At 62.9% G+C, this 21,281-nt stretch carries 19 protein-coding genes, 1 tRNA gene and 1 other RNA gene; 7 read left to right on the forward strand and 14 right to left on the reverse strand.

The features are described from left to right. Positions 1–22 precede the first annotated feature (22 nt). A tRNA-Thr gene (locus tag D3227_RS15610) sits at positions 23–98 on the reverse strand. A 351-nt stretch (positions 99–449) separates the two neighbouring features. On the opposite strand from D3227_RS15610, the gene D3227_RS15615 reads away from it, so the two are divergent. Continuing rightward, entirely contained in the window at positions 450–1,592 is a 1,143-nt protein-coding gene (locus D3227_RS15615) for a hypothetical protein (protein ID WP_167480714.1), read from the forward strand. Between the two features lie 3 nt (positions 1,593–1,595). On the opposite strand, the gene D3227_RS15620 is transcribed toward D3227_RS15615, so the two are convergent. Beyond that, positions 1,596–3,194 carry a cisplatin damage response ATP-dependent DNA ligase gene (locus tag D3227_RS15620; RefSeq protein WP_120015007.1) on the reverse strand — a complete coding sequence of 533 codons (1,599 nt, stop codon included), beginning with the start codon at positions 3,192–3,194 and terminating at the stop codon, positions 1,596–1,598. Between the two features lie 130 nt (positions 3,195–3,324). Then, positions 3,325–4,335 carry a ligase-associated DNA damage response exonuclease gene (locus D3227_RS15625; RefSeq protein WP_120015008.1) on the reverse strand — a complete coding sequence of 337 codons (1,011 nt, stop codon included), beginning with the start codon at positions 4,333–4,335 and terminating at the stop codon, positions 3,325–3,327. Positions 4,336–4,442: 107 nt separating this feature from the next. Between D3227_RS15625 and D3227_RS15630 the strand changes: the two genes are divergently transcribed. Next, positions 4,443–5,360 carry a class I SAM-dependent DNA methyltransferase gene (locus D3227_RS15630; protein WP_120015009.1) on the forward strand — a complete coding sequence of 306 codons (918 nt, stop codon included), beginning with the start codon at positions 4,443–4,445 and terminating at the stop codon, positions 5,358–5,360. Positions 5,361–5,594: 234 nt separating this feature from the next. Further along, positions 5,595–5,969, forward strand: a complete 375-nt coding sequence (locus tag D3227_RS15635) for a hypothetical protein (RefSeq protein ID WP_120015010.1) — start codon at positions 5,595–5,597, stop codon at positions 5,967–5,969. Positions 5,970–5,979: 10 nt separating this feature from the next. On the opposite strand, the gene D3227_RS15640 is transcribed toward D3227_RS15635, so the two are convergent. The 7 genes from D3227_RS15640 to D3227_RS15670 all read right to left on the reverse strand — a co-directional run bounded on the left by D3227_RS15640 (position 5,980) and on the right by D3227_RS15670 (position 15,378). Then, complete coding sequence (locus D3227_RS15640) at positions 5,980–6,921, reverse strand: 2-hydroxyacid dehydrogenase (protein ID WP_120015011.1); 942 nt, start codon at positions 6,919–6,921, stop codon at positions 5,980–5,982. Between the two features lie 20 nt (positions 6,922–6,941). After that, positions 6,942–8,570, reverse strand: a complete 1,629-nt coding sequence (locus tag D3227_RS15645) for an ABC transporter ATP-binding protein (protein ID WP_120015012.1) — start codon at positions 8,568–8,570, stop codon at positions 6,942–6,944. Continuing rightward, positions 8,567–9,706, reverse strand: a complete 1,140-nt coding sequence (locus D3227_RS15650) for an ABC transporter permease (RefSeq protein ID WP_120015013.1) — start codon at positions 9,704–9,706, stop codon at positions 8,567–8,569. The genes D3227_RS15645 and D3227_RS15650 overlap by 4 nt, the downstream gene beginning before the upstream one ends. Further along, positions 9,706–10,800, reverse strand: coding sequence for a microcin C ABC transporter permease YejB (locus tag D3227_RS15655; RefSeq protein ID WP_120015014.1), 1,095 nt, complete (start codon positions 10,798–10,800; stop codon positions 9,706–9,708). The genes D3227_RS15650 and D3227_RS15655 overlap by 1 nt, the downstream gene beginning before the upstream one ends. A gap of 30 nt (positions 10,801–10,830) precedes the next feature. Beyond that, complete coding sequence (locus D3227_RS15660) at positions 10,831–12,699, reverse strand: extracellular solute-binding protein (protein WP_120015015.1); 1,869 nt, start codon at positions 12,697–12,699, stop codon at positions 10,831–10,833. Beyond that, a complete protein-coding gene (locus tag D3227_RS15665; protein WP_120015016.1) occupies positions 12,699–14,576 on the reverse strand; it encodes an extracellular solute-binding protein in 1,878 nt (625 codons plus the stop codon). Before D3227_RS15665 ends, D3227_RS15660 begins: the two co-directional genes overlap by 1 nt. A gap of 157 nt (positions 14,577–14,733) precedes the next feature. After that, the gene (locus D3227_RS15670; RefSeq protein ID WP_120015017.1) at positions 14,734–15,378 is read right to left on the reverse strand and encodes a c-type cytochrome; all 645 of its coding nucleotides are present in this window, start codon (positions 15,376–15,378) and stop codon (positions 14,734–14,736) included. A 189-nt stretch (positions 15,379–15,567) separates the two neighbouring features. On the opposite strand from D3227_RS15670, the gene D3227_RS15675 reads away from it, so the two are divergent. Both D3227_RS15675 and D3227_RS15680 read left to right on the forward strand, forming a co-directional pair. Beyond that, a complete protein-coding gene (locus tag D3227_RS15675; protein WP_120015018.1) occupies positions 15,568–16,296 on the forward strand; it encodes a 3-deoxy-manno-octulosonate cytidylyltransferase in 729 nt (242 codons plus the stop codon). Positions 16,297–16,305: 9 nt separating this feature from the next. Then, positions 16,306–17,169 carry a prephenate dehydratase gene (locus D3227_RS15680; RefSeq protein ID WP_120015019.1) on the forward strand — a complete coding sequence of 288 codons (864 nt, stop codon included), beginning with the start codon at positions 16,306–16,308 and terminating at the stop codon, positions 17,167–17,169. 49 nt (positions 17,170–17,218) lie between these two features. Here D3227_RS15680 and D3227_RS15685 read toward each other — a convergent pair whose 3' ends face one another. Then, positions 17,219–18,061, reverse strand: a complete 843-nt coding sequence (locus D3227_RS15685; protein ID WP_120015020.1) for a LysR family transcriptional regulator — start codon at positions 18,059–18,061, stop codon at positions 17,219–17,221. Between the two features lie 86 nt (positions 18,062–18,147). Here D3227_RS15685 and D3227_RS15690 point away from each other — a divergent pair, with 86 nt between their 5' ends. Further along, entirely contained in the window at positions 18,148–19,134 is a 987-nt protein-coding gene (locus D3227_RS15690; protein ID WP_208646378.1) for an aldo/keto reductase, read from the forward strand. 68 nt (positions 19,135–19,202) lie between these two features. Here D3227_RS15690 and D3227_RS15695 read toward each other — a convergent pair whose 3' ends face one another. The 3 genes from D3227_RS15695 to D3227_RS15705 are packed head-to-tail and all read right to left on the reverse strand — an operon-like array spanning position 19,203 to position 20,917. Next, a complete protein-coding gene (locus tag D3227_RS15695; RefSeq protein WP_120015021.1) occupies positions 19,203–19,505 on the reverse strand; it encodes a Dabb family protein in 303 nt (100 codons plus the stop codon). 10 nt (positions 19,506–19,515) lie between these two features. Further along, positions 19,516–20,457: an NAD(+) diphosphatase gene (gene nudC / locus D3227_RS15700; protein WP_120015022.1), complete on the reverse strand. Its 942-nt coding sequence runs from the start codon at positions 20,455–20,457 to the stop codon at positions 19,516–19,518. A 40-nt stretch (positions 20,458–20,497) separates the two neighbouring features. Beyond that, on the reverse strand, positions 20,498–20,917 hold the full coding sequence (locus D3227_RS15705; protein WP_120015023.1) for an HIT domain-containing protein: 420 nt from the start codon (positions 20,915–20,917) through the stop codon (positions 20,498–20,500). A gap of 199 nt (positions 20,918–21,116) precedes the next feature. Here D3227_RS15705 and ffs point away from each other — a divergent pair. After that, positions 21,117–21,213, forward strand: an RNA gene (gene ffs, locus D3227_RS15710) — signal recognition particle sRNA small type. Positions 21,214–21,281: the final 68 nt, after the last annotated feature.

The following is a 21,281-nucleotide window of genomic DNA, read 5'->3' on the forward strand; positions in this document are numbered from 1 at the left end:
TATTCTATTTGTTGGGAATTTTTGGTGCCGCTTAGGTGACTCGAACACCTGACCCCATCATTACGAATGATGTGCTCTACCAACTGAGCTAAAGCGGCCCGGGAAGCCGAGGCCTCCAAGATGGGCTGCGTGATAGACTCAACCCGTCAGGAATTCAAGATGGACGGCCGCGAATTCAAGTCAGGACAGGCATTTCGTTTTCGCGCTCCAAGCCAAACCCAAACTCCAGCCGTACGGATCTGCCACCTGCTCGGACGGCGGCGCGCGGGCAAGTTGTGCTCGAAGGCGCCGGGCGATCAGGCGAAATCTGTTGATTCTCTTGCTGAAAACCACCGAAATCGGCCCTGGATGCCTGCCCAGGGCAGAATGCGGGCGCTCGCTTGTTGATTGATTGGTCGCCTGCGGCTAACGATCATGGCAATGTGAGCGAACGTGCAGAGGGAATTCGCTTGGACCCGATCGAAAAAGCGATCCGGAACGCCTTCGACAAGGGCAATGCCGAGGACCGTGCGTTTCGCGAGCGGGTCTACCGCTCGGCCTTTGCCGCGCTGGACCGCGTGCTCCAGGCCAATCCGAACGTGACGGTGGAAGTCGCCATCAAGCGCCGCAAGGCGGTGCAGGCCAAGATCGCCGAGATCGAATCGGAATTCCTGCCGGCGGTTCCCGATATTGCCCTGCAGACGGAAACCGACGCAGCAGCGCCCGCCGTGGAGGCGCCGACGGTGGCTGCGGCAGAAGCCACGCCGTCGCCTGCTGTCGTCGTTGACGGGCCGGTCCAGCCGCCTGCATCCGACGCGCCAAGATCGCGCGTCCTGCCTGTCGTTCCCGACATCATGCCGGATGAGGTTCTTCCCAGTGCGCCGGCGCTCGATTCCCCCGCCACCCTCTCGACGGAGAGCGGCGAGGCCGAGGTCGCGCCGGACCGCGATGAGCGGCGCATCAGAGGGCGGCGCCTGCCGCTGACCGCGATCTTCCTTGGCGTGACGCTGCTCGCAGCAGCCGGCATCGGCCTCTATTTCGCCCAGCAAACCGGCGTGTTCAAGACGCCGGCCCAACTCGATACGGCCCCGCCCGAGGCGCCGCCGACGGTCGAGGACGACGATTTCACGCCGCCTGCCGGCTCGCCGGAAAAGGCCGACGAGGCCGAACAGGAGCGTGACTGGATCAACGTGTTTTCGCCTGCCGACCCGACTCATGTCGCGGCACCCTCCGATGCCAAGGCCGAGGTGATGGAGGACGACACCGGCTCGTTCCTGCGCATCCGTTCCGGCGCCTCGGGCTCGGCCATCGCCTTCGATGTCGGTCAGGGCGTGCTGGAAAAGCTTGCCGGCAAGCACGCGGTGTTCGACATCGTCGCCCGTTCCGAAGAGGGCAAGGAGACGCAGATCTCGGTCGATTGCAATTTCGGCGAACTCGGCGATTGCGGCCGCAAGCGCTATGCCGTCGGCAACGAGCGCAACGAGTATCTGTTCGACGTGCAATTCCCGAACAAGGCCCCCGGCGCCGCCGGCACGATCGCTATCAATTCCGATTTCGACAAGCAGGGCAAGTCGGTCGACATCTACGAGATCCGCGTCTCGATTGCGCAGTAAATCTCACGCATCGAGCAGCGCCTGCAGCGTTTCGATACGGTCGGCTTCCGCCGCCGGCTTGTCCCAGCGCAGCCGCGAAATGCGCGGAAAGCGCATGGCGACGCCCGATTTGTGCCGTGTCGAGCGGTTGAGCCCTTCGAACGCGACTTCCAGCACCAGCCCGTTCTTGCGGTCGGCGCGCACCGAACGCACCGGACCGAAGCGCTCGACGGTGTTGTCTCGGACATATTTGTCGATCTGCTTCAATTCCTCGTCGGTGAAGCCGAAATAGGCCTTGCCGACCGGCACCAGCTCTTCCGCGCCTTCCGGACCCGACCAGACGCCGAACGTATAGTCGGAATAGAAGCTCGAACGCTTGCCGTGGCCGCGCTGGGCGTACATCAGCACCGCGTCGACCGTGTGCGGATCGCGCTTCCACTTGAACCAAGGCCCCTTCGGCCGGCCGGCGAGATAGAGCGAATCCCAGCGCTTCAGCATCACCCCTTCGATAATCGGATGCGGCGGCGCCTGGCGCAGCTGTTCCAGGGCCTGCCAGTCCTCGAATGCGACCAGCGGTGAAAGATCGAAACGGCTGGGGTCGAGCGCGCCGACGAAGGTCTCGAGCCGGAGCCGTCGCTCGCGGAAGGGCAGCGCGCGCAAATCCTCGCCGCCGATTTGCAGCGCGTCGTAGCAGCGCATGAAGGCCGGGTATTGCTGCTGCATTTTCGGGGTGACGGTCTTGCGGTTCAGCCGCTGCTGCAGGTCGGAAAACGTGCCCGTCGCCGAGGGCTCGCCGACCAGCAACTCGCCATCGAGCGCGGCCGAAAAATGCATGGCCTCGGCGAGGTCGGGAAAGGCGCCGGAGACGTCGTCGCCGGTGCGCGAATAGAGCCGGCGCACACCGTCTTCGCAGACCGCCTGGACGCGGATGCCGTCCCATTTCCACTCCGCGGCATAGTCGGCCGGATCGAGTTTCTCGAGATCGCCGTCACCGATCGGGTTGGACAGCATCACCGGCCGGAACAGGGCCGACGCAGTCCTTTGCGGCTTTTCCGCCTTGCCCTCCAGCCAGGCGAACAGCGTGGTGTAGGGCGGTGTCAGCCCGTGCCACAGCTCCTCGATCTCGGCGACGTCGACCTTGCCGAACTCTGCCAGCGCCTGCTTCGCCAGCCGCGCCGAGACGCCGATGCGCAGGCCGCCGGTGACCAGCTTGATGATGGCGAAGCGGGCCGAGATGCCGGCGCTGTCGAGCAATCTGGCCAGCACCTTCGGTCCGTCGGAGCGACTCGCCGCCTGCAGTTTCGCCACCACCTCGCCGAGCGTCGGCTCCCGGTTCGGGATATGTCCGGGCGATTGCGGCCATACCAGCGAGACCGTCTCGGCGAGGTCGCCGACATAGTCGTAGGAATAACCGAACAGCACCGGGTCCATGCGCTCGACGACAAGCGCGCGCAGCATCGCCGGCTTGACCGCGGCGATGGAGAGATCGCCGGTGATCGCCGCCAGCGCCAGCCCGCGATCCGGATCCTCGACGCTGCGGAAATAGTCGATCAGCAACGTCAGCTTGCCGTTGCGCGACGGCGTCAGCACGAGACGGTCAAGAAGTTCGGCGAAGCGGTTCATGGCTCGGCCAATAGGGGAAGCTTGCGATCCTTCGCGCCCCCCTCTGTCCTGCCGGACATCTCCCCCACGAGGGGGGAGATTGGCAGGTTCGTTCTTGCCGAGAGCGCGGCGTCAGCGAATGTTTGACCCATCAATCGCCCTCGTCCTCATAGCCGACCAAATGCAGCGGCCGGGCCGCGATGCCCTCCAGCTCGCACCAGCGCACCAACGCCTCCTCGCGGCCATGCGTCACCCAGATTTCCGCCGCACCCGTCTCCTTGATGGTGGCAGTCAACTCGTCCCAGTCGGCATGGTCGGAGATGATCAGCGGCAGCTCGACGCCGCCTTGCTTGGCGCGCTGGCGGATGCGCATCCAGCCTGAGGCGAAGCAGGAGATCGGATCGGGAAAGCGCCGCGCCCAGCGGTCGGCGAAGGCCGAGGGCGGGCCGACGACGATGGCGCCGGCGAAATCCTCCTTGCCGCCGCTGTCGACCGTGGCCGGATCGAGCTGCCCGAGGTCGATGCCCTGGCTCTGGTAGTATTCGCTGAGCTTGGCCAGCGCGCCGTGGATATAGATCGGCTTTTCGTAGCCGGCGTCGCGCAGCAGCCGCATGACGCGCTGCGCCTTGCCGAGCGCATAGGCGCCGACCAGATGCGAGCGTTCGGGAAACTGCGCCGCCGATTTGAGCAGCCGGGCGATCTCGTCGGTATCCGGCGGGTGGCGAAACACCGGCAGGCCGAATGTCGCCTCGGTGATGAACACGTCGCAGCGGACCGGTTCGAACGCCGCGCAGGTGGCGTCCTTCTGGCGCTTGTAGTCGCCGGAGGCAACGACGCGCATTCCGAGATGCTCGACCGCGATCTGCGCCGAACCCAGAACATGGCCGGACGGATGAAAGGTGATCGAGACGCCGTTGAGCGCCATCGTCTCGCCAAGCGTTGCCGCCTGCACGGTCTCGGCAAAGCCCTCGCCGTAGCGCAGCTCCATGATGTCGAGCGTCTGCCTTGTGGCGAGCACGGAGCGATGGCCAGAGCGGGCATGGTCGGAATGGCCATGCGTGATCAGCGCACGGTTGACCGGCCGCACCGGGTCGATGAAGAAATCGCCGGGCGGGCAGTAAAGGCCTTCTGGCCGGGGATGGAGCAGGTCACTGGCGCGCATCCCGCCAAGATAGGGACTAATTCCGGCACGGGAAGCCTGTTGCAAGAGACTGCTGACTCGTCCTACAGCCATCCGCCGGTTGCTTCCACCGGCAGGATCCTTTCGCCATGAAACCGTTCCAGGCCTCGTCCGGCGACTTGACCGCCGACCGTCGCGCAGACTTCGCCGAGATGCTTTACGCCTCCGGCGAGCCGGCAGCCGCGGCCGAACTGTTGCTTGGCGCGCTGGAACTGGCGCCGCAATGGTCGGCCGGGTGGTTCCGCCTCGGCGAGATGCAGGAGACGGCGACCGCCCTCGACGACGCGGCGCGCGCCTGGACCATGGCGCTGACGCTGGAGCCGGCGGATCGGCTGGGCGCCGCACTGAAGCTGCAGCTGATCGGCAAGGCGCCGGCCGCCACCGCACCGCCCAGCGCCTTCGTCGAGATGCTGTTCGACCACTATGCCGAGAGCTTCGAGGATTCGCTGGTCGACAAGCTCGGCTACCGGCTGCCTGACTTTCTCGACCAGGCCATCCGGAGCGCAAGGCCGGGGCGTTTCCGGCTGGTCCTCGATCTCGGTTGCGGCACCGGCCTGATGGGGCAGAGGCTGCGGGCGATCGCCGACCGTCTGGAGGGTTACGACATCTCCGCCGCAATGCTGAAGCAGGCACGCGCCAAGGGCGTCTACGACCTGCTGGCCAAGGCGGATTTGCAGGATTTTGTCCATACCGGCCCGAAAGCCGATCTGGTGGTGGCGGCCGACGTGTTCATCTATGTCGGCGCGCTCGAGCGCGTGGTGCGTTCGATCGCCGGCCTGCTTGCCGGTGACGGGCTGTTTGCCTTCTCCGTCGAGACGCTGATGGACGAAGGCGGTTTCGCGCTGCAGCCGTCACGCCGCTACGCGCATTCGCGCGCCTATGTCAGCCACATTCTGGCCGCCAACGGCTTTTCGGTCCTGTCGATGGACCCGACCGTGATCCGGCTGGATCGCAGCCAGCCTGTCGAAGGGCTCGCCGTGGTGGCGGCGCTGCCGGCCAACACCTGACGTCTTTTCCTGTTTGAAAATGTGATTATGTTTTTTCGGTCCGCGCCTGCATCACTCGTGCCGGCTAGAGCAATTCCAGGAAAAGCGCGTAGCGGTTTTCCGTCCGGAATTGCGTCAAAATATGCGTGAAAATAGAAGGATAGAGCGGTTCTGCGTTTCCGTGAAACGGTGAACCGCTCTGGCGAAACGGCCTGATTTGTGGGCGAAGGCCATACTCGATACGGAGCAGATCCCATGCGCTGGAACTTGGTGGTTTTGGCATCTTGCCTGGCTATGGCCGGTTGCGTCGGCGGCAATTCGATGGCGGAACGCCAGGACGAAAATGTCCAGTCCGCGCTGCAATATGACAACGTGCCTTGCGATCAGTTGCTGGCGCAACGCAACGGGCTTGCGCAGCAACACAACCTTCCGACGACTGCAAAGCCGACCTTCTCCAATCCGGCGATGGGCTTCGGCCCGTTCACGCCCGACATGCGCTCCAAGGCCAAGCGCGATAGCGACCAGGCCAGCGGCAAGATCGACGCCATGAACCGGTCGATCGAGCGCCGCGACTGCGGCAAGCCGAAGAAGAAGGAAACCTTCGCCTTGCCTGGCGCCAAGACCGGTTGAAGGCGAAGCCTCAGTAACCCGCCTTGCGATCCACCAGGTTCTCGAGCTTTTCGCCGCGCTCGTAAGCCGCCATCTGCCGCAGCATGATCGGCACCAGGTGAACGGGGTCGGACGTCGCCGCCGCATGCGGCGTCACGAACACTTTCGAATGCGCCCATAGCGGGCTGGTCTTGGGCAGCGGCTCGACCTCGAACACGTCGAGGCTGGCTTCCTTCAGCGTGCCGTCCTCCAGCGCGCGCAAGATGTCGGCGTCCTTCTGCAGCCGTCCGCGCCCGGCATTGATCAACACCGCGCCGCCGAGGCCGTTGCGCTTCCTGAGCTCCTTCAGGAGATTGTAGTTGACGATGCCCTGTGTCTGGGCGGTCAGCGGCAAAAGCACCACCAGCATGTCCGTGGCGTTCAGGAACGGGATCAGCCCGGCATCTCCCGAATAGGTGGAAACGCCCTTCATAGCGTGCTCGCTGCGCGACCAGCCATTGACGGCAAAGCCGAGCGACAGCAGCACCGACGCCGCCGCGCGGCCGAGATTGCCGAGCCCCATGATGCCGACGGAAATGTCGCCGGCCGGCCGCTGCGGCGGCTCATGCCAGGTCTTCTTCTGCTGCTGCGCGCGGTAGAGCATGCCCTGGCGGTGATGGTCGAGCACCCGCCAGACAACGTACTCGGTCATGTATTGGGTCAGGTTGTCGGCGACGACCTTGACGATCGGCACGTCGGGCAGACCTGGATCGGCGAAGATGTGGTCGACACCGGCGCCGATCGAGAAGATGGCGCGCAGATTGGGCAGTTTCGACAGAAGGTTCGGCTTCTGCTTCCATACCACGGCATAAGTGATCGAGGGATCACTGGCCCCGTCCGGCTCGAGCACCACCTCGCGCTCGGCCGACAAAAGCTCGCGCCAGCGCTGCGGATGAAAGCCGGTGACGGCAAGCAGGATACGGCCTTTTTCCATTCGCGGATCTATCTTCCCTGTTACTCGCTGACGATGCCGGCCGGCGCTGTCTCGATCTTGAACGCGGCCGATATCAGCGCCCGAGTATAGTCGGTTTGCGGGTTTCCAAAAATCTGTTCGGAAGGCCCGGCTTCGACGATTTGGCCATTGCGCATGACGATGACGTCGTTGGCAAGCGCGCGGATGACTTTCAGATCGTGGCTGATGAACAGATAGGCAAGATCATGCTTGGCCTGCAGGCTGCGCAGGAGGTCGACGACCTGCGCCTGAACGCTCATGTCGAGCGCCGAGGTCGGTTCGTCCAGCATGACGAAGCGCGGGTTGAGCACCATGGCGCGCGCGATGGCGACGCGCTGGCGCTGGCCGCCTGAAAACTCGTGCGGGTAGCGGTTGCGGGTGGCCGGATCGAGGCCGACCTCCTTCAGCACATCGATGACGCGTTCGTCACGCTGGTCCGGCGACAGTTTCGGCTCGTGGATCTTCAAGCCTTCCTCGATGATCTCCGACACCGACATGCGCGGGCTGAGCGAGCCGAACGGATCCTGGAAAACGATCTGCAGCTCGCGCCTGAGCGGCCGCATGGCATTGAAGGACAATTGGTTGATGTCGCGGCCGTTGAACTGGATGGTTCCGGTCGACGAGATCATCCTGGCCAGCGCCAGGCCGAGCGTCGTCTTGCCCGAGCCGGATTCGCCGACGACGCCGAGCGTCTGGCCGGCGCGCACGGTGACGTCGATGCCGTCGACCGCCTTCACATTGTCGACGGTGCGGCGGAAGAAGCCCTTCTTGATCGGAAACCAGACTTTTATGTCGCTGCCCGTCATCACCGGCTTGGCGGCCGCGTTGGCGGCGGGCGGCTTGCCCTTCGGCTCGGCCGCCAGCAGATGCCTGGTATAGGCATGCTGCGGGTTGGCGAAGATCTCTTTGGTCGGCCCGGTCTCAACGATCTTGCCCTTGGTCATGACGCAGACCCGGTCGGCGATCTTCCTGACGATACCGAGATCGTGGGTGATGAACAGCATCGACATGCCCTTGCGACTCTTCAGCCCCGCCAGCAGTTCGAGAATCTGCGCCTGCACGGTGACGTCGAGCGCCGTCGTCGGCTCGTCGGCTATCAAAAGCTCGGGCTCGTTGGCCAAAGCCATGGCGATCATGACGCGCTGGCGCTGGCCGCCGGACAACTGATGCGGATAGGCGTCGAGCCGCTTCTGCGGCTCGCGGATGCCGACCTCGTTGAGCAGTTCCAGCGTGCGGGCGCGGGCCTGCCGGTCGCCGAGGCCCTGGTGCAGTTTCAGTACTTCGACGATCTGTTGCTCGATCGTGTGCAGCGGATTGAGCGAGGTCATCGGCTCCTGGAAGATCATGGTGATCTTGTTGCCGCGCACCTGGCGAAGCTGCTTCTCGCTCATGGCAAGCAGGTCGGCACCATGGAACAGGATCCTTCCCGACGGATGGCTGGCGCTCGGATAGGGCAGCAGCTTCAGCACCGACAGCGCCGAGACCGACTTGCCGGAACCGGACTCGCCGACCAGCGCCACCGTCTCGCCCTTGGCGATGTCGAAGGAGATGTGGTCGACGGCCATCGACTGGCTGCCGCCTTGCGCGAAGGCGACGCTGAGGTCGCGGACGGAAAGCAGGGCGTCGCTCATTTGAACGTCTTGCGCGGGTCGAAAGCGTCGCGCGTCGCCTCACCGACGAAGACCAGCAGCGACAGCATCAGCGAAATGACGACGAAGCCGGAAATGCCGAGCCACGGTGCGTTGAGGTTGCGCTGCGCCTGCTTCAGCAATTCACCGAGCGAGGCGGAGCCGGGCGGCAGGCCGAAGCCGAGATAGTCGAGCGAGGTCAGGGTCGAGATCGAACCGCTGAGCAGGAACGGCAGGAAGGTCAGCGTCGCCACCATGGCGTTGGGCAAGAGGTGGCGGAACATGATGGTGAGGTTGCGCACGCCGAGCGCGCGCGCCGCGTTGACATATTCGAAGTTGCGGGCGCGCAGGAACTCGGCCCTGACCACGCCGACCAGCGCCACCCAGGAGAACAAGAGCATCAGTCCGAGCAGGATGAAGAAGCCGGGCGGCAGGATGGCGGCGACGATGAGCAGCAGATAGAGGACCGGGATCGCCGACCAGATTTCGATGAAGCGCTGGAACAGAAGGTCGGTCCAGCCGCCGAAATAGCCTTGCACCGCGCCGGCTGCGACGCCGATCAGCGCCGAACCGAAGGTCAGGATCAGGCCGAACAGCACCGAGACCCTGAAACCGTAGATCACGCGCGCCAGCACGTCGCGCGCCTGATCGTCGGTGCCCAGCCAGTTCCAGTTGCCGACGATGCAATTGGGGTCGGCGGCTCCTTGCGGGTACTGGCTGCAACGCGTCTTGACGTCATATTGCCAGGAAGGCTTGGCGGGTGCCGCCTCCGGGATGGCGTTGTTGACGGTCTGGTAGGAGTAGCGCACCGGCGGCCAGATCATCCAGCCATTGGCGTTGATCTCGTCCTGGATGACCGGATCGCGATAATCGGTGACCGCATAGAAGCCGCCGAACTTTTCTTCCGGATAGGCGACCAGAACCGGAAACAGGATCTCGCCCTTGTAGGAAGCGATGATCGGTCTGTCGTTGGCGATCAATTCGGAAAACAGCGACAGCACGAACAGGAACAGGAAAATCCACAGCGACCAGTAGCCCCGCCGGTTGGCCCTGAAATTCTGCAGGCGCCGCTTGTTGAGCGGCGATAACCAGGGCCGGGCAATCCGTTCCGGCGCCGTGCCGGCAGCGGCCTCTGCCATCAGACGTCTCTCCGCTCGAAATCGATGCGCGGATCGACCCAGGTGTAGATCAGGTCCGACAACAGGCCGACGAACAGGCCAAGCAGCGAGAAGATGTAGAGGTTGGCGAACACCACAGGATAGTCACGCTCGACCACCGACCTGAAACCGAGCAGGCCGAGGCCGTCGAGGGAGAAGATGTTCTCGATCAGCAGCGAGCCGGTGAAGAAGGCCGAGATGAAGGCGCCCGGGAAACCGGCGATGACGATCAGCATGGCGTTGCGGAAGACATGGCCGTAGAGCACTTTCCGCTCCGACAACCCTTTGGCCCGCGCCGTCACCACATACTGCTTGCGGATCTCCTCGAGGAAGGAGTTCTTGGTCAAAAGCGTCGTCGTCGCGAAGGCCGACAGCACCAGCGCCGTCAGAGGCAAGGTCATGTGCCAGAAATAGTCGACGATCTTGCCTGACCAGGACAGCTGATCCCAATTGTCGGAGGTGAGGCCGCGCAAGGGAAACCAGTCCCAGAAGGATCCGCCGGCAAACAGCACCATCAGCATGATGCCGAACAGGAAGCCGGGAATGGCATAGCCGACGATCACCACCCCGCTGGTCCAGACGTCAAAAGTCGAGCCGTCCTTGACTGCCTTGCGGATGCCGAGCGGGATCGAGATCAGATAGGACAAAAGCGTGATCCATAGCCCGATCGAGATCGACACCGGCATCTTTTCCAGGATCAGGTCGAGCACCGAGATGTCGCGGAAATAGCTGTCGCCGAAATCGAAGCGGGCATAGTTCCACAGCATCATGCCGAAACGTTCGAGCGGCGGCTTGTCGAAGCCGAACTGCTTTTCCAGCTTCTTGATGAATTCGGGGTCGAGCCCCTGCGCGCCTCGGTACTTCGAGCTGACGTCGCTGGCCACATCGACATTGCTGCCGCCGGCATCGCCACCGCCACCGCCGAGCCGGTCGCTGCCACCCTGATTGGTCAGCCTGGCGATGACCTGTTCGACCGGCCCGCCGGGCGCGAACTGGATGACGGCGAAGGATATCGCCATGATGCCGAACAGCGTCGGGATCATCAGAAGGATGCGGCGTAGAATATAGGCGCCCATCAGGCTGCCGGCCCTGCGCGAACTGGAATGTCAGGCTTTGCCAATTTTTGCCGCCTTGCCCTTGTCGAACCACCACAGCGCTTCGACCGGAAAGCCGAAATCGGGTTTCTGCTCGGGAAAGCCGAACATGTCCCAATAGGCGCTTCGGTGATTCGCCAGGAACCAACTAGGAATCCAATCGCGCCGCGCACGCAAGGCCCGATCGAGCGCCCGCATTGCAACGGTCAGGCTTTCGCGGTCCTTGGCGGCGCCGACCGCGTCGATCAGCGCGTCGACGGCCGGGCTCGATATGCCGGGAAGGTTGCGCGACCCGGACACTGTCGCCGTGCTGGAATGGAAGAAGATCTCGAGATCATCTCGGGTCGGTGTCGCCGAGAACGAGAAGGCGACCGAGATCAGGTCGAAATCGAAGGTCGACTGCCTGCGCTGGTATTGCGCTGGATCGACCAACCTTATCGTGGCGTCGATGCCGACTGCCCTCATATTGGCGATCCAGGGCGAATAGACCTTCACGAAGGTGTCGTCGTCGACGAGGAATTCAGCTGACAGCCGCCCGCCCTTGTCGTTGACGGCGAAATCGCCGGAACGTTTCCAGCCTGCCTCGGCGAGAAGTTTCGCAGCCTTCCCCAGCATCTTGCGGTCCCGCCCTGAACCGTCCGAGGCAGGCTGTGTCACCGCCTCGCCGAAGATCTCCGGCGGCAGCTTGTCACGCAGCGGCTCCAGCAGAGCGAGTTCTTGAGGCGAAGGCATGCCTTCGGCGCGATAATCCGACTTCTCGAAGCAGGATTGCGAGCGCTCGTAGGAACCGTAGAAGAAGTTGCGCCGCGTCCATTCGAAGTCGAAGCAGAGCGCGATCGCCTGCCGCACACGTGGGTCTCGAAACTGCTCGCGCCGCTGGTTGACGGCGGTGGCCTGCATGGAAGGGACTGTTTCAGCGGGAAATTCGTGCTTGACCACCTTGCCGGCGGTGAAGGCCGGAAAGTCATAGGCCGTCGCCCACACCCGCGAAGTGAACTCCTCCCGGTAGAGGATCTCACCCTTCTTGAAGGCCTCGAAACCGGCGGTGCGGTCCTGGTAGAACTCGATGCGAATGCGCTCGAAATTGTTCTGGCCGCGATTGACCGGGAGATCCTTGCCCCAATAGTCGGCGACGCGCTCATATTCGATCCACGACCCCGCCGACCACCGCCCGACCTTGTAGGCACCGCAGCCGAGCGGCGGGTTCAGTTGCGAGGAATCGAAGGGATTAGCGCTGTAGAAGGCCTTCGACAGGATCGGGAATTCGGCGACGTTCAGGATGGTGCGGGAGGAGTGCTTGCCGGAAAAGCTCAGCCTGAGCGTGCGCGGATCGACAGCGACCGCATCCTCGAGATGCGTAAGCGACAATGACAGGTCGGGATGACCCTTGTCCTTGAACAGCTTGAAGGTAAAGGCCGCGTCCTCGGCGGTCAGTGGCGTGCCATCATGGAAGCGCGCTTCGGGCCTAAACGAGAATTCGAAGCTCTTGCGGTCGTCCGAGATGGTCACGCCGTCGGCAATCAGGCCGTAGACGGCATCCGGTTCGTCCAGCGCCCTTGCCATCAGCGAATCGAAGCACATTCCCATGCGCGGTGGCGCGTCACCCTTCGGCGTAAAGGAATTCAGCGTGTTGAAGGTCTCCGTGTTCTGGTTGTAGCCCCAGTTGGGGGGCGAGAAGTTGAAGATGCCGCCTTGCGGCGCGTCGATGTTGACATAGTCGAAATGGGCGAAATCCGGTTTGTATTTGAGATCGCCGAAGGCCGACAGTCCGTGCACCTTGACGCCGGTCGGAATGGCGGCGAAGGAACGGCCGGGCAGCAATGCTGCCGCGCTGGCCGCGGCGCCGAGCGCCAGGACGTCGCGGCGGGAAAGCGTCGACATCAGTTGCTGCCCTTGTATTTCGCGGCCAGCGCCTTTTCCTTCTCAGGATCGATCCACCAAGAGTCGGTGTCCGCACCCCTGTAGCTCGGCTGCTTTGCCGGGATGCCGAACTTGTTCCAATAGGCGAGCCACACCACGGCCCGATAGTATTGCGGCACCACGTAGTAGTTCCACAACAGCACCCGATCGAGCGCGTGGGTGGCGGCGACGAGATCGTCGCGGTCGGTGGCGAAGATGATGCGGTCGACCAAGGCATCGACGACCGGATTCTTGATGCCGGAATAGTTGCGCGATCCCGGCGTATCGGCGGCTTTCGAGCTCCAGAAGTCGCGCTGCTCGTTCCCAGGTGATTCCGACTGCCCAAGCTGTCCGATGATGACGTCGTAATCGAAATTGTTGACGCGGTTGATGTACTGGGTCTGGTCGATCAGGCGCAGCGTGGCGTCGACGCCGATCTTGCGCAGATTGGCGATGTACGGGCTGGAGATGACTTGGTCCGTGTCGTTCGTGCCGAGGATCTCGAACTTGAACGGCTCGCCGGTCTTGGCGTTCATCATCTTGCCGCCCTTGATCACCCAACCGGCCTGCGCGAAAAGGTCGACCGCCTGCTTCAGATACTTCCGCTCGGCTTGCGGTGAATCATAGACCGGCAGCTTGAATTCCTGCGTGAAAAGTTCCGGCGGCAGCTTGTCGCGATACTTTTCCAGGATTTCCAGTTCCTTACCTTGCGGCAGGCCGCTCGAGGCCAACTCCGTACCCTGGAAATAGCTGCTGGTGCGGGTGTTGAAACCGTAGAACAGTGTGCGGTTCATCGTCTCGAAGTCGAAGGGGAAGGTCAGCGCGGCGCGCACCAGGCGATCCTGGAATAGCGGACGCCTCTGGTTGAGCATGAAAGCCTGCATCGGCTCGGGCGATGTGGTTTTGAATTCTTGTTTGATGACGTCGCCGGCCTTGACCGCCGGAAAATCATAGAATGTCTTCCAGCGCTTCGAACTGTTTTCCGGCTTGATGTCGTCGAATCCGCCCTTGGTGAAAGCCTGCCAGGCGGCGTTGTCGTCGAGGATATAGGTGAAGCGCTGGGTGTCGAAATTCTCGCGGCCGATCTTCACCGGCAGCTTGGCGCCCCAATAGTCGGGCACACGCTGCCAGACGATTTCCGAACCCGGCTTGAAGCTGGCGATCTTGTAGGCGGCGGAGCCGAGTGGCACTTCCAGCGTCGGTTTGGTGACGTCGCGCTTCTTGCCGTTGGCGTCGGTGCCTTCCCACCAGTGTTTGGGCAGCACGGCAAGATCGCCGAGGATTTTCGGCAGCTCGCGGTTGCCTTTCTGGTTGAAATGGAATTCGACCTCGCGGTCCGAGATCGCGACCGCATCGGTGACGTTCTCGAAATAGCGGCTGTATTGCGGGCTATTGGCCTTCAGCACCTGGAACGACCAGATCACGTCGTCGACGGTGATCGGCTGGCCGTCATGCCATTTTGCCCGCGGATCCAGCCGGTAGGTCGCCGAGGAATAATCGGCCGGGTATTTGTAGGCGTCGGCAATCAGCGGGTGGCTGACGCTGCCCTCGTCGGTCGCCTGATCCATCAGCGTGTCGTAGAGCAGGCCGCCTCCGAAGGGTACGAGGCCGGCGGCCGGCGACCCCTGCACGATATAGGGGTTGAAGCTGTCGAATGTGCCAAGCTGCACCGAATTGTAGGTGCCGCCCTTGGGCGCGTCGGGATTGACGTAGTCGTAGTGCTGGAAATTGTCGCCGTATTTGGACGGGCCGATCAGCGAGGAGGTGGTGCGCCATTCATCCGCATCGGCCGCCAGCATTCCGGCGGTCAGAACCATCGCCGCCAGCAACGACCTGAGAAGCGTTCGGCCAACCGTCATGCGTTCTCCTCTTCGCTATGCACGTCCACAGGCAATCTAGATCATTTGACGCCCGTGAAAACCGCAATGGGCGGCTTTGTCGCCGCATATGCGGTTTTCCTAACAGAAAAGCCGGGCTGAACCCGGCTTTTCTGTGAATGCCTGCATGACAAATTCGTTATTTGGCGGGCGCAGTACCTTCGGCCGGCTTGGCTGGCGCGGCCGGTGCCGCGCCTTCGGCTGGCTTAGCCGGCGCGGTCGCATCGGCGGCGCCTGGCGCCGGCAGCGGCTTCGGATTGTCGGACAGCGTGCGCAGATAGGCGATGACGTTGGCGCGGTCTTCATCCTTCGCCAGGCCGGCGAAACCCATTGCCGTGCCCTTCACGAACTTCTTCGGCGAAAGGAGGAAGTGGTTGAGGTTGTCGTAGGTCCACTTCTCGGCACCGCCCTTGGAGAAATCCTTCATGCCGGCCGAATAGGCAAAGCCCTCATGCTCGGCCACCGGGCGGTCGACAAGATCCCAAAGATCGGGGCCAACCTTGTTCGGACCGCCCTTTTCGCCGGTATGGCAAGCCTGGCATTTCTTGAACACGGCAGCGCCCGCTTCGGCATTGGCGGTGGCTAAAAGATCGGCGATCGGCTTGGCTTCCGCCGCCGGGCCAGCCGCTCCGCCTTCGGCGGACTCGGTCGCCTCGATCGCGAAGCCGGGCTTTTCGGGCGCGGGCGAAGCAAACAGCGCGTCGGAGACGATGCCGACGGAAAAGACGATGAAACAGGTGCCAAGGAATCCGGCGAGCAGCTTGTTGACTTCGTTGGAATCCATACGCCCCTTGCTCCCTTTTCCGGCGGACCGACCGTCCACTCCGTCCGTCGGTATCGTGGCCCGCCCTGCGGGGCGGTCAAATCGGGCGGAAACTAGGTCTTTTGCTCCGGCGTTGCAACACCTATAAGGGCGCTTCCAGTGAGACCTTTTGCCACTTTCCCATCCGCTTTTCCAACGCCCGCAACCTCGATGTCCACGCTCATCCTCATCCCGGCCCGCATGGCCTCGACCCGCCTGCCGGGCAAGCCGCTGGCCGACATTGCCGGCGCGCCGATGATCGTGCAGGTCGCCCGCCGCGCCGCCGAGGCCGGGCTTGGGCGGGTTGTGGTGGCGACGGATAGCGAAGCCGTGGCGGAAGCGGTGCATTCGCACGGTTTCGAGGCGGTGATGACCCGAGACGATCACCAATCCGGCTCCGACCGCATCTTCGAGGCGCTGACCGTCCTCGATCCCGACCGCAAGGTCGAAACCATCGTCAATGTCCAGGGCGATCTGCCGACGATCGAGCCTGAGATCATAGGCGCGGCGCTAAGGCCCTTCGAGGACCGATCGGTCGACATCGCCACGCTCGGCGTCGAGATCGTCCGCGACGAGGAAAAGACCAATCCGAACGTCGTCAAGATCGTCGGGTCGCCGCTGTCGGCGACGCGGCTCAGGGCGCTCTATTTCACCCGCGCTACCGCGCCCTGGGGCGAGGGGCCTCTGTATCATCACATCGGCCTTTACGCCTATCGGCGCTCGGCGCTTGAGCGCTTCGTTGCCCTGAAGCCGTCGCCGCTGGAGCGGCGCGAGCGGCTGGAGCAGTTGCGGGCGCTGGAGGACGGCATGCGCATCGACGCCGAGATCGTCCAGTCGCTGCCGCTCGGCGTCGACACGCCGGACGATCTCGAACGCGCCAGAGAAATCCTTTCAAACTGAGATTTGGGCATGCCTGAAAAGACCAACAGAATTTCCTTCCAGGGTGAACCGGGCGCCAATTCCGACACCGCCTCCCGCAACATGTTCCCGGCGATGGAGCCGTTGCCGTGCCCGACGTTCGAGGATGCCTTCAACGCGGTCGAGACCGGCAAGGCCGAACTCGCCATGATCCCGATCGAGAACACAATCGCCGGACGCGTCGCCGACATCCATCATCTCCTGCCGGAATCGAAGCTGCACATCGTCGGCGAATATTTCCTGCCGATCCACTTTCAGCTGATGGTGCTGCCGGGTGTGAAGCGCGAAGAGATCAAGACCGTGCACAGCCATATCCATGCGCTCGGTCAGTGCCGCAAATACATCCGCAAGAATGGCTGGAAGCCGGTGGTCGCCGGCGACACGGCGGGTTCGGCGAAGCTGATTTCCGAGGTCAAGAACCGCACCATGGCGTCGCTCGCCCCGGCACTGGCCGCGGAGCTCTACGGGCTCGACATCATCGAGAAGAATGTCGAGGACACCGACTCGAACGTGACCCGCTTCGTCGTGCTGACGAAGAACAAGCACTGGGCTGAGCGCCCGGCGCCGGACGTCAAGATGATGACGACCTTCATCTTCCGCGTCCGCAACGTGCCGGCCGCGCTCTACAAGGCCATGGGCGGCTTCGCCACCAACGGCATCAACATGACGAAGCTCGAGAGCTACCAGCTTGGCGCCTTCACCGCGACCCTGTTCTACGCCGATATCGAGGGCCATCCCGACGATCCGCTGGTCAAGCTGGCGCTCGACGAACTGCGCTTCTTCTCGCGCGAAATGCGCATCCTCGGCGTCTATCCGGCGAGCCAGTCGCGCGAGCAATGGAAGGTGGCCGACTAACTAACTCCTTCTTGAACGGGATCGCCCGCGGCCGGTGGATTGCGGACTCTCAACCCTTGCTGTCGAAGGCTCGATCCGAACCAATGAGCCGTGCGATCCTGTCGATCGTCGCACGCACCTCCGGTAATTTGCGATCATCGCCGTGCACCACCAGCCATTGTTCATGTGACAGTTGCTCGATCACATCATCGGTGCGAACCAGATCGTTGTGGGCGTCGCCAACAAAGCAGGGCAACACCACATGGCCGGCGCCGGCAAGCGCGAGGTCGAGGAGCGACCGCGGCTGAGTGACTTCGAAGCGTATTTGATCCCGTTTGTTGGCGCGCACCCAGATTGCCGATGGCGTGTTCACCGTCGCCGCGATCCAGTCAGCTTTTCGAACTGCAGTTGGATGCGCGTAGGGAGCAAATGCTACGGTCTTTGTCCTGCGAGCCGCGACTCCCGGCTCGGACGGCCTCCGGTTCCGAATCCCGATCAATGCCTCGCGCCTGCCTATGTTCTGCACCTCTTCAACGGCGCTGAAGACAATATTCCGGTCGCTCAACCCTAGTTTTTCAATGTTGCGTGCCAGGTACCAGGTCATCCAGGTGCCGGCGGACACACGGATGGGCGCCGACACGTTTCGTCGCGAGAACTCCCTGGCGATATCCAGGAACCGCTGCTCGATGGTCTCCGCCTGAGATGTCAGCGCCCGCCCTGCCGCCGTCAACGCATAGCCGGATGGCAGCCGGGAGAACAACTCGGCGCCCAGTGCTCGTTCAAGATCGACGATATGCCGGCTCAGCGTCGCCGCACTCTGATCAACGGTCTTCGCCGCGGACGAAAGGCTCCCATCGCGCGCGACCGCCAGAAAAATTCTCAAATCCGACCAGTCGATTTCCATTTCATTCATGCACTGCCCTCTCCATTTCTGCCGACTCCCATCTGAGGTCGATCTGGCGCCATATCAATACCGGGTGGCCTGCGGAGAACATGAATATGGCAACGAAAATTCACCTGGGATCGCGGATCGGCATGGGTTGCTGGGCAATCGGCGGCCACTTTTGGTCAGGAGAGACACCGGTCGGATATTCCGGCGCCGACGACAGCCAATCCGTGAAAACCATTCATGCGGCATGGGATGGTGGAATACGGCTCTTCGATACGTCGGCGGTGTATGGAGCCGGGCACTCGGAGGCGCTTTTGGGTGAGGCGCTCTCTGGCCGTTCGGAAGCAATCGTCGTGTCGAAATTCGGCCATTCCTTCGATCCGGTTTCCCGCCAGATGACGGGCGCAAGGTTCGACCCCGACTATGTGCGCTGGTCGGTTGCCGAGAGCCTCCGCCGACTGGGCCGAGATTGCATCGACGTGATGCTGCTTCACCTGAACGATCTTGCGATCGAAGATGCGGCACCCGCGTTCGAGGTCCTGGAGCAACTTGTCCAGGCTGGCGATATTCGAAGCTATGGCTGGAGCACCGACTTTCCGCCAAGCGTCGAGGTATTCGCCGATCGGAGCGGCTTTTCAACGGTCCAGCATGCGATGAATGTCTTCTTCGATGCACCGTCCATGTGCAAAACCGCATGTGACAACGGCTTGGCGCAGCTGATCCGCTCGCCGCTCGCCATGGGCGTGTTGACGGGGAAATTCTCAGACGGACGGACGGTTCCAGCAGACGATGTCAGGTCGGTTCCTGCGGATTGGCAGGTATATTTTGAAGCATCACGCGCCCGTTCCGACCTGACCAGGCAGATCGATGCGATCCGCGATCTGCTCACCGCTGGTGGGCGGACGCTCGGTCAGGGGGCCTTGTGCTGGCTGCTGTCGAAAGGTGGCGACATTCACCCCATCCCTGGCGCAAAGACACCCAGGCAGGCTGTCGAGAACGCCGCGGCCATGGAGTTTGGGCCGTTGCCGGAGAGCGTGATGGCCGAAATCGAAACCATTCTCCAAAGACCACCGGAAGGTGAGTTCCGCGCTCGATAGCTGCCGCCTCGTTGGGCTTTGCGATGACCGCTTTTGGGTCGAGCGCGGCCGTTCGCAGTGACTGGATCCTAGCTCCAGCCGAGCGGCACGTAGTCGATCTCCATGAAGGCTTCGACCTCCGGCACCCAACGGTCGCGGACGAAGGCGACATGATCAGGATGGTCGTTGTAGCGCGTATAGGCGGCCTGATCGGCGAACTCCATCGAAAAGCCGAAGCGGTGGTCGTTCTTGGGACTGACCTGCCGCAACTGCTCGAAATGGGTGACGCCCTTGATCGCGGTGAGGATCCTCTTGGCGTCGGCGAGGAACCTTTTTTCCTCCAGCGAATGCGGCGCATGCTTCAGCGTGAACACGACGGTATGACGGATCATTTTTCTGCTCCTACTGGCTATCGACCCAGGCGCGGATGAGGTGGTGGGCGATTGCCCCTTTCGGCGGCGTAACCAGGCCGCCCGCATGCTCGCGGGTCAGCATCAGACGCACCTCGTCACGATAGAACCAGCGGCAGTCTTCGAGCTCGTTGAGGTCGGCCTGGATATCGTCGTTGAGCGGTTCGCCGAAGCAGCCGATCATAAGCGAGTAGGGGAACGGCCAGGGCTGGCTGGCGTGGTAAACGACACGGCCAAGCCGGATGCCGGCCTCCTCCAGCGTTTCGCGGCGCACCGCCGCCTCGATCGTTTCGCCCGGCTCGATAAAGCCGGCGAGCGCCGAATACATGCCCGGCCCAAAATGCCGGCCGCGGCCGAGCAGGCATTTTTCCGGCGTCACCGTCAACATGATCGCCACCGGGTCGGTGCGCGGAAAATGCTCGGTCCCGCAGGCCGGGCAGTGCCGCTTGTAGCCGCCCGCCCGCATTTCGGATTCATGGCCGCATTTGCTGCAGAAGCGATGGCTGGCATGCCAGGCCAGCAAGGCCGCCCCTTGCGCCAGCGCGCCCGCCGCCGCCTCGTCGATCAGCCCCTGCATGTAGACCGAGCGGTAGTCGATGGCCTTGATCGTTTCGGGAAGCTGCTCGGGTTCGATCCCGACCGGAACGGCAAGCACCGGTCCGCTTTCGGAAAAACCGAGCAGGACACCTTGTGCAAGTAACGGCTGCAGCGGCCCGCTTTCGGCCACGTTGAACCATGGGTCGAAGGTACCGTCGTTCAGCTTCAGGTAAAGCCGGCCGCCATGCATCGGCAAAAGCCTTGCCGAAGGGTCGGCGAGCGCCTTTTCGACGGAATCGTCGGCGCGGTTCTCGGACTGCCGGTCGATCGTGTTGCCGGCAAAGCCGACGAACTGGCTCGGCTCGCGCAAGGGCGCGTCAAACAGGCGGAAGCTCATGCAGACTCAGAATTGCTCAGAATGGACTCGGGGGTCCGCTTTATAACGCCGCCTTGATCGTTTGGGCAAACCGGCGGATGTCGGACTTTTGGTAGGGCTCGCGCATGCCGTGCCCCCAGACCGGCCCCGGCCAGCCGGGATCGCCCTCCGAGCGCGCGATGACATGGACGTGCAGCTGACGCACGATATTGCCGAGCGCGCCGGTGTTGATCTTGGTGCAGCCAGTGGTTCTTTTCAGCGCCTGCGCCACCATGTTGGTTTCGAAAGTCAGCATCGCCTGGTCGAGCGGCGTCATGTCGTGGATTTCCTCCACGCCCGGCCGCTGCGGCACCAGGATCAGCCATGGCCAGCGCCGGTCGTTCATGACCCTGAGTTCGCACAGGCCAAGCCACATCAACTGCTCGCTGTCCGCCTCCAGCCTGGCGTCGAGCGTGAATCCGGCCTTGAGGCCCGGCAGCATTGGCGTTTTCCTCACTTTTTTTGGGCTTTGCAGCTTTTTTGACTGATGGACGCTAGAGCGGCTGCAAAGGGGCTGCAAGCGATTCATTGGCCGGTATTGCGGATTTGAAGGCTTGTCGGGCGAAGAACCTTCCGGGCCTCGTGGCGCCGATTCTCATGCGCCCTTGCATTTCATCGCCGAATTGCCGATATGGAACGCGGGAGGTTGGTGGTGGACGATCCACTCGCCAACCGGGTCAGGTCCGGAAGGAAGCAGCCCTAACGAGCCCGGAACGGGTCATTGTTCCAGCCTCCCGCCTCTTCGCCTTTTTTGTCGCACATTGACGGCGCCAAGCCGTGCGGGCGAAACTATGCGCAGGAATCGG

It is taken from the genome of Mesorhizobium waimense, assembly GCF_003601975.1.
Classification (GTDB): Bacteria; Pseudomonadota; Alphaproteobacteria; order Rhizobiales; family Rhizobiaceae; genus Mesorhizobium; species Mesorhizobium waimense.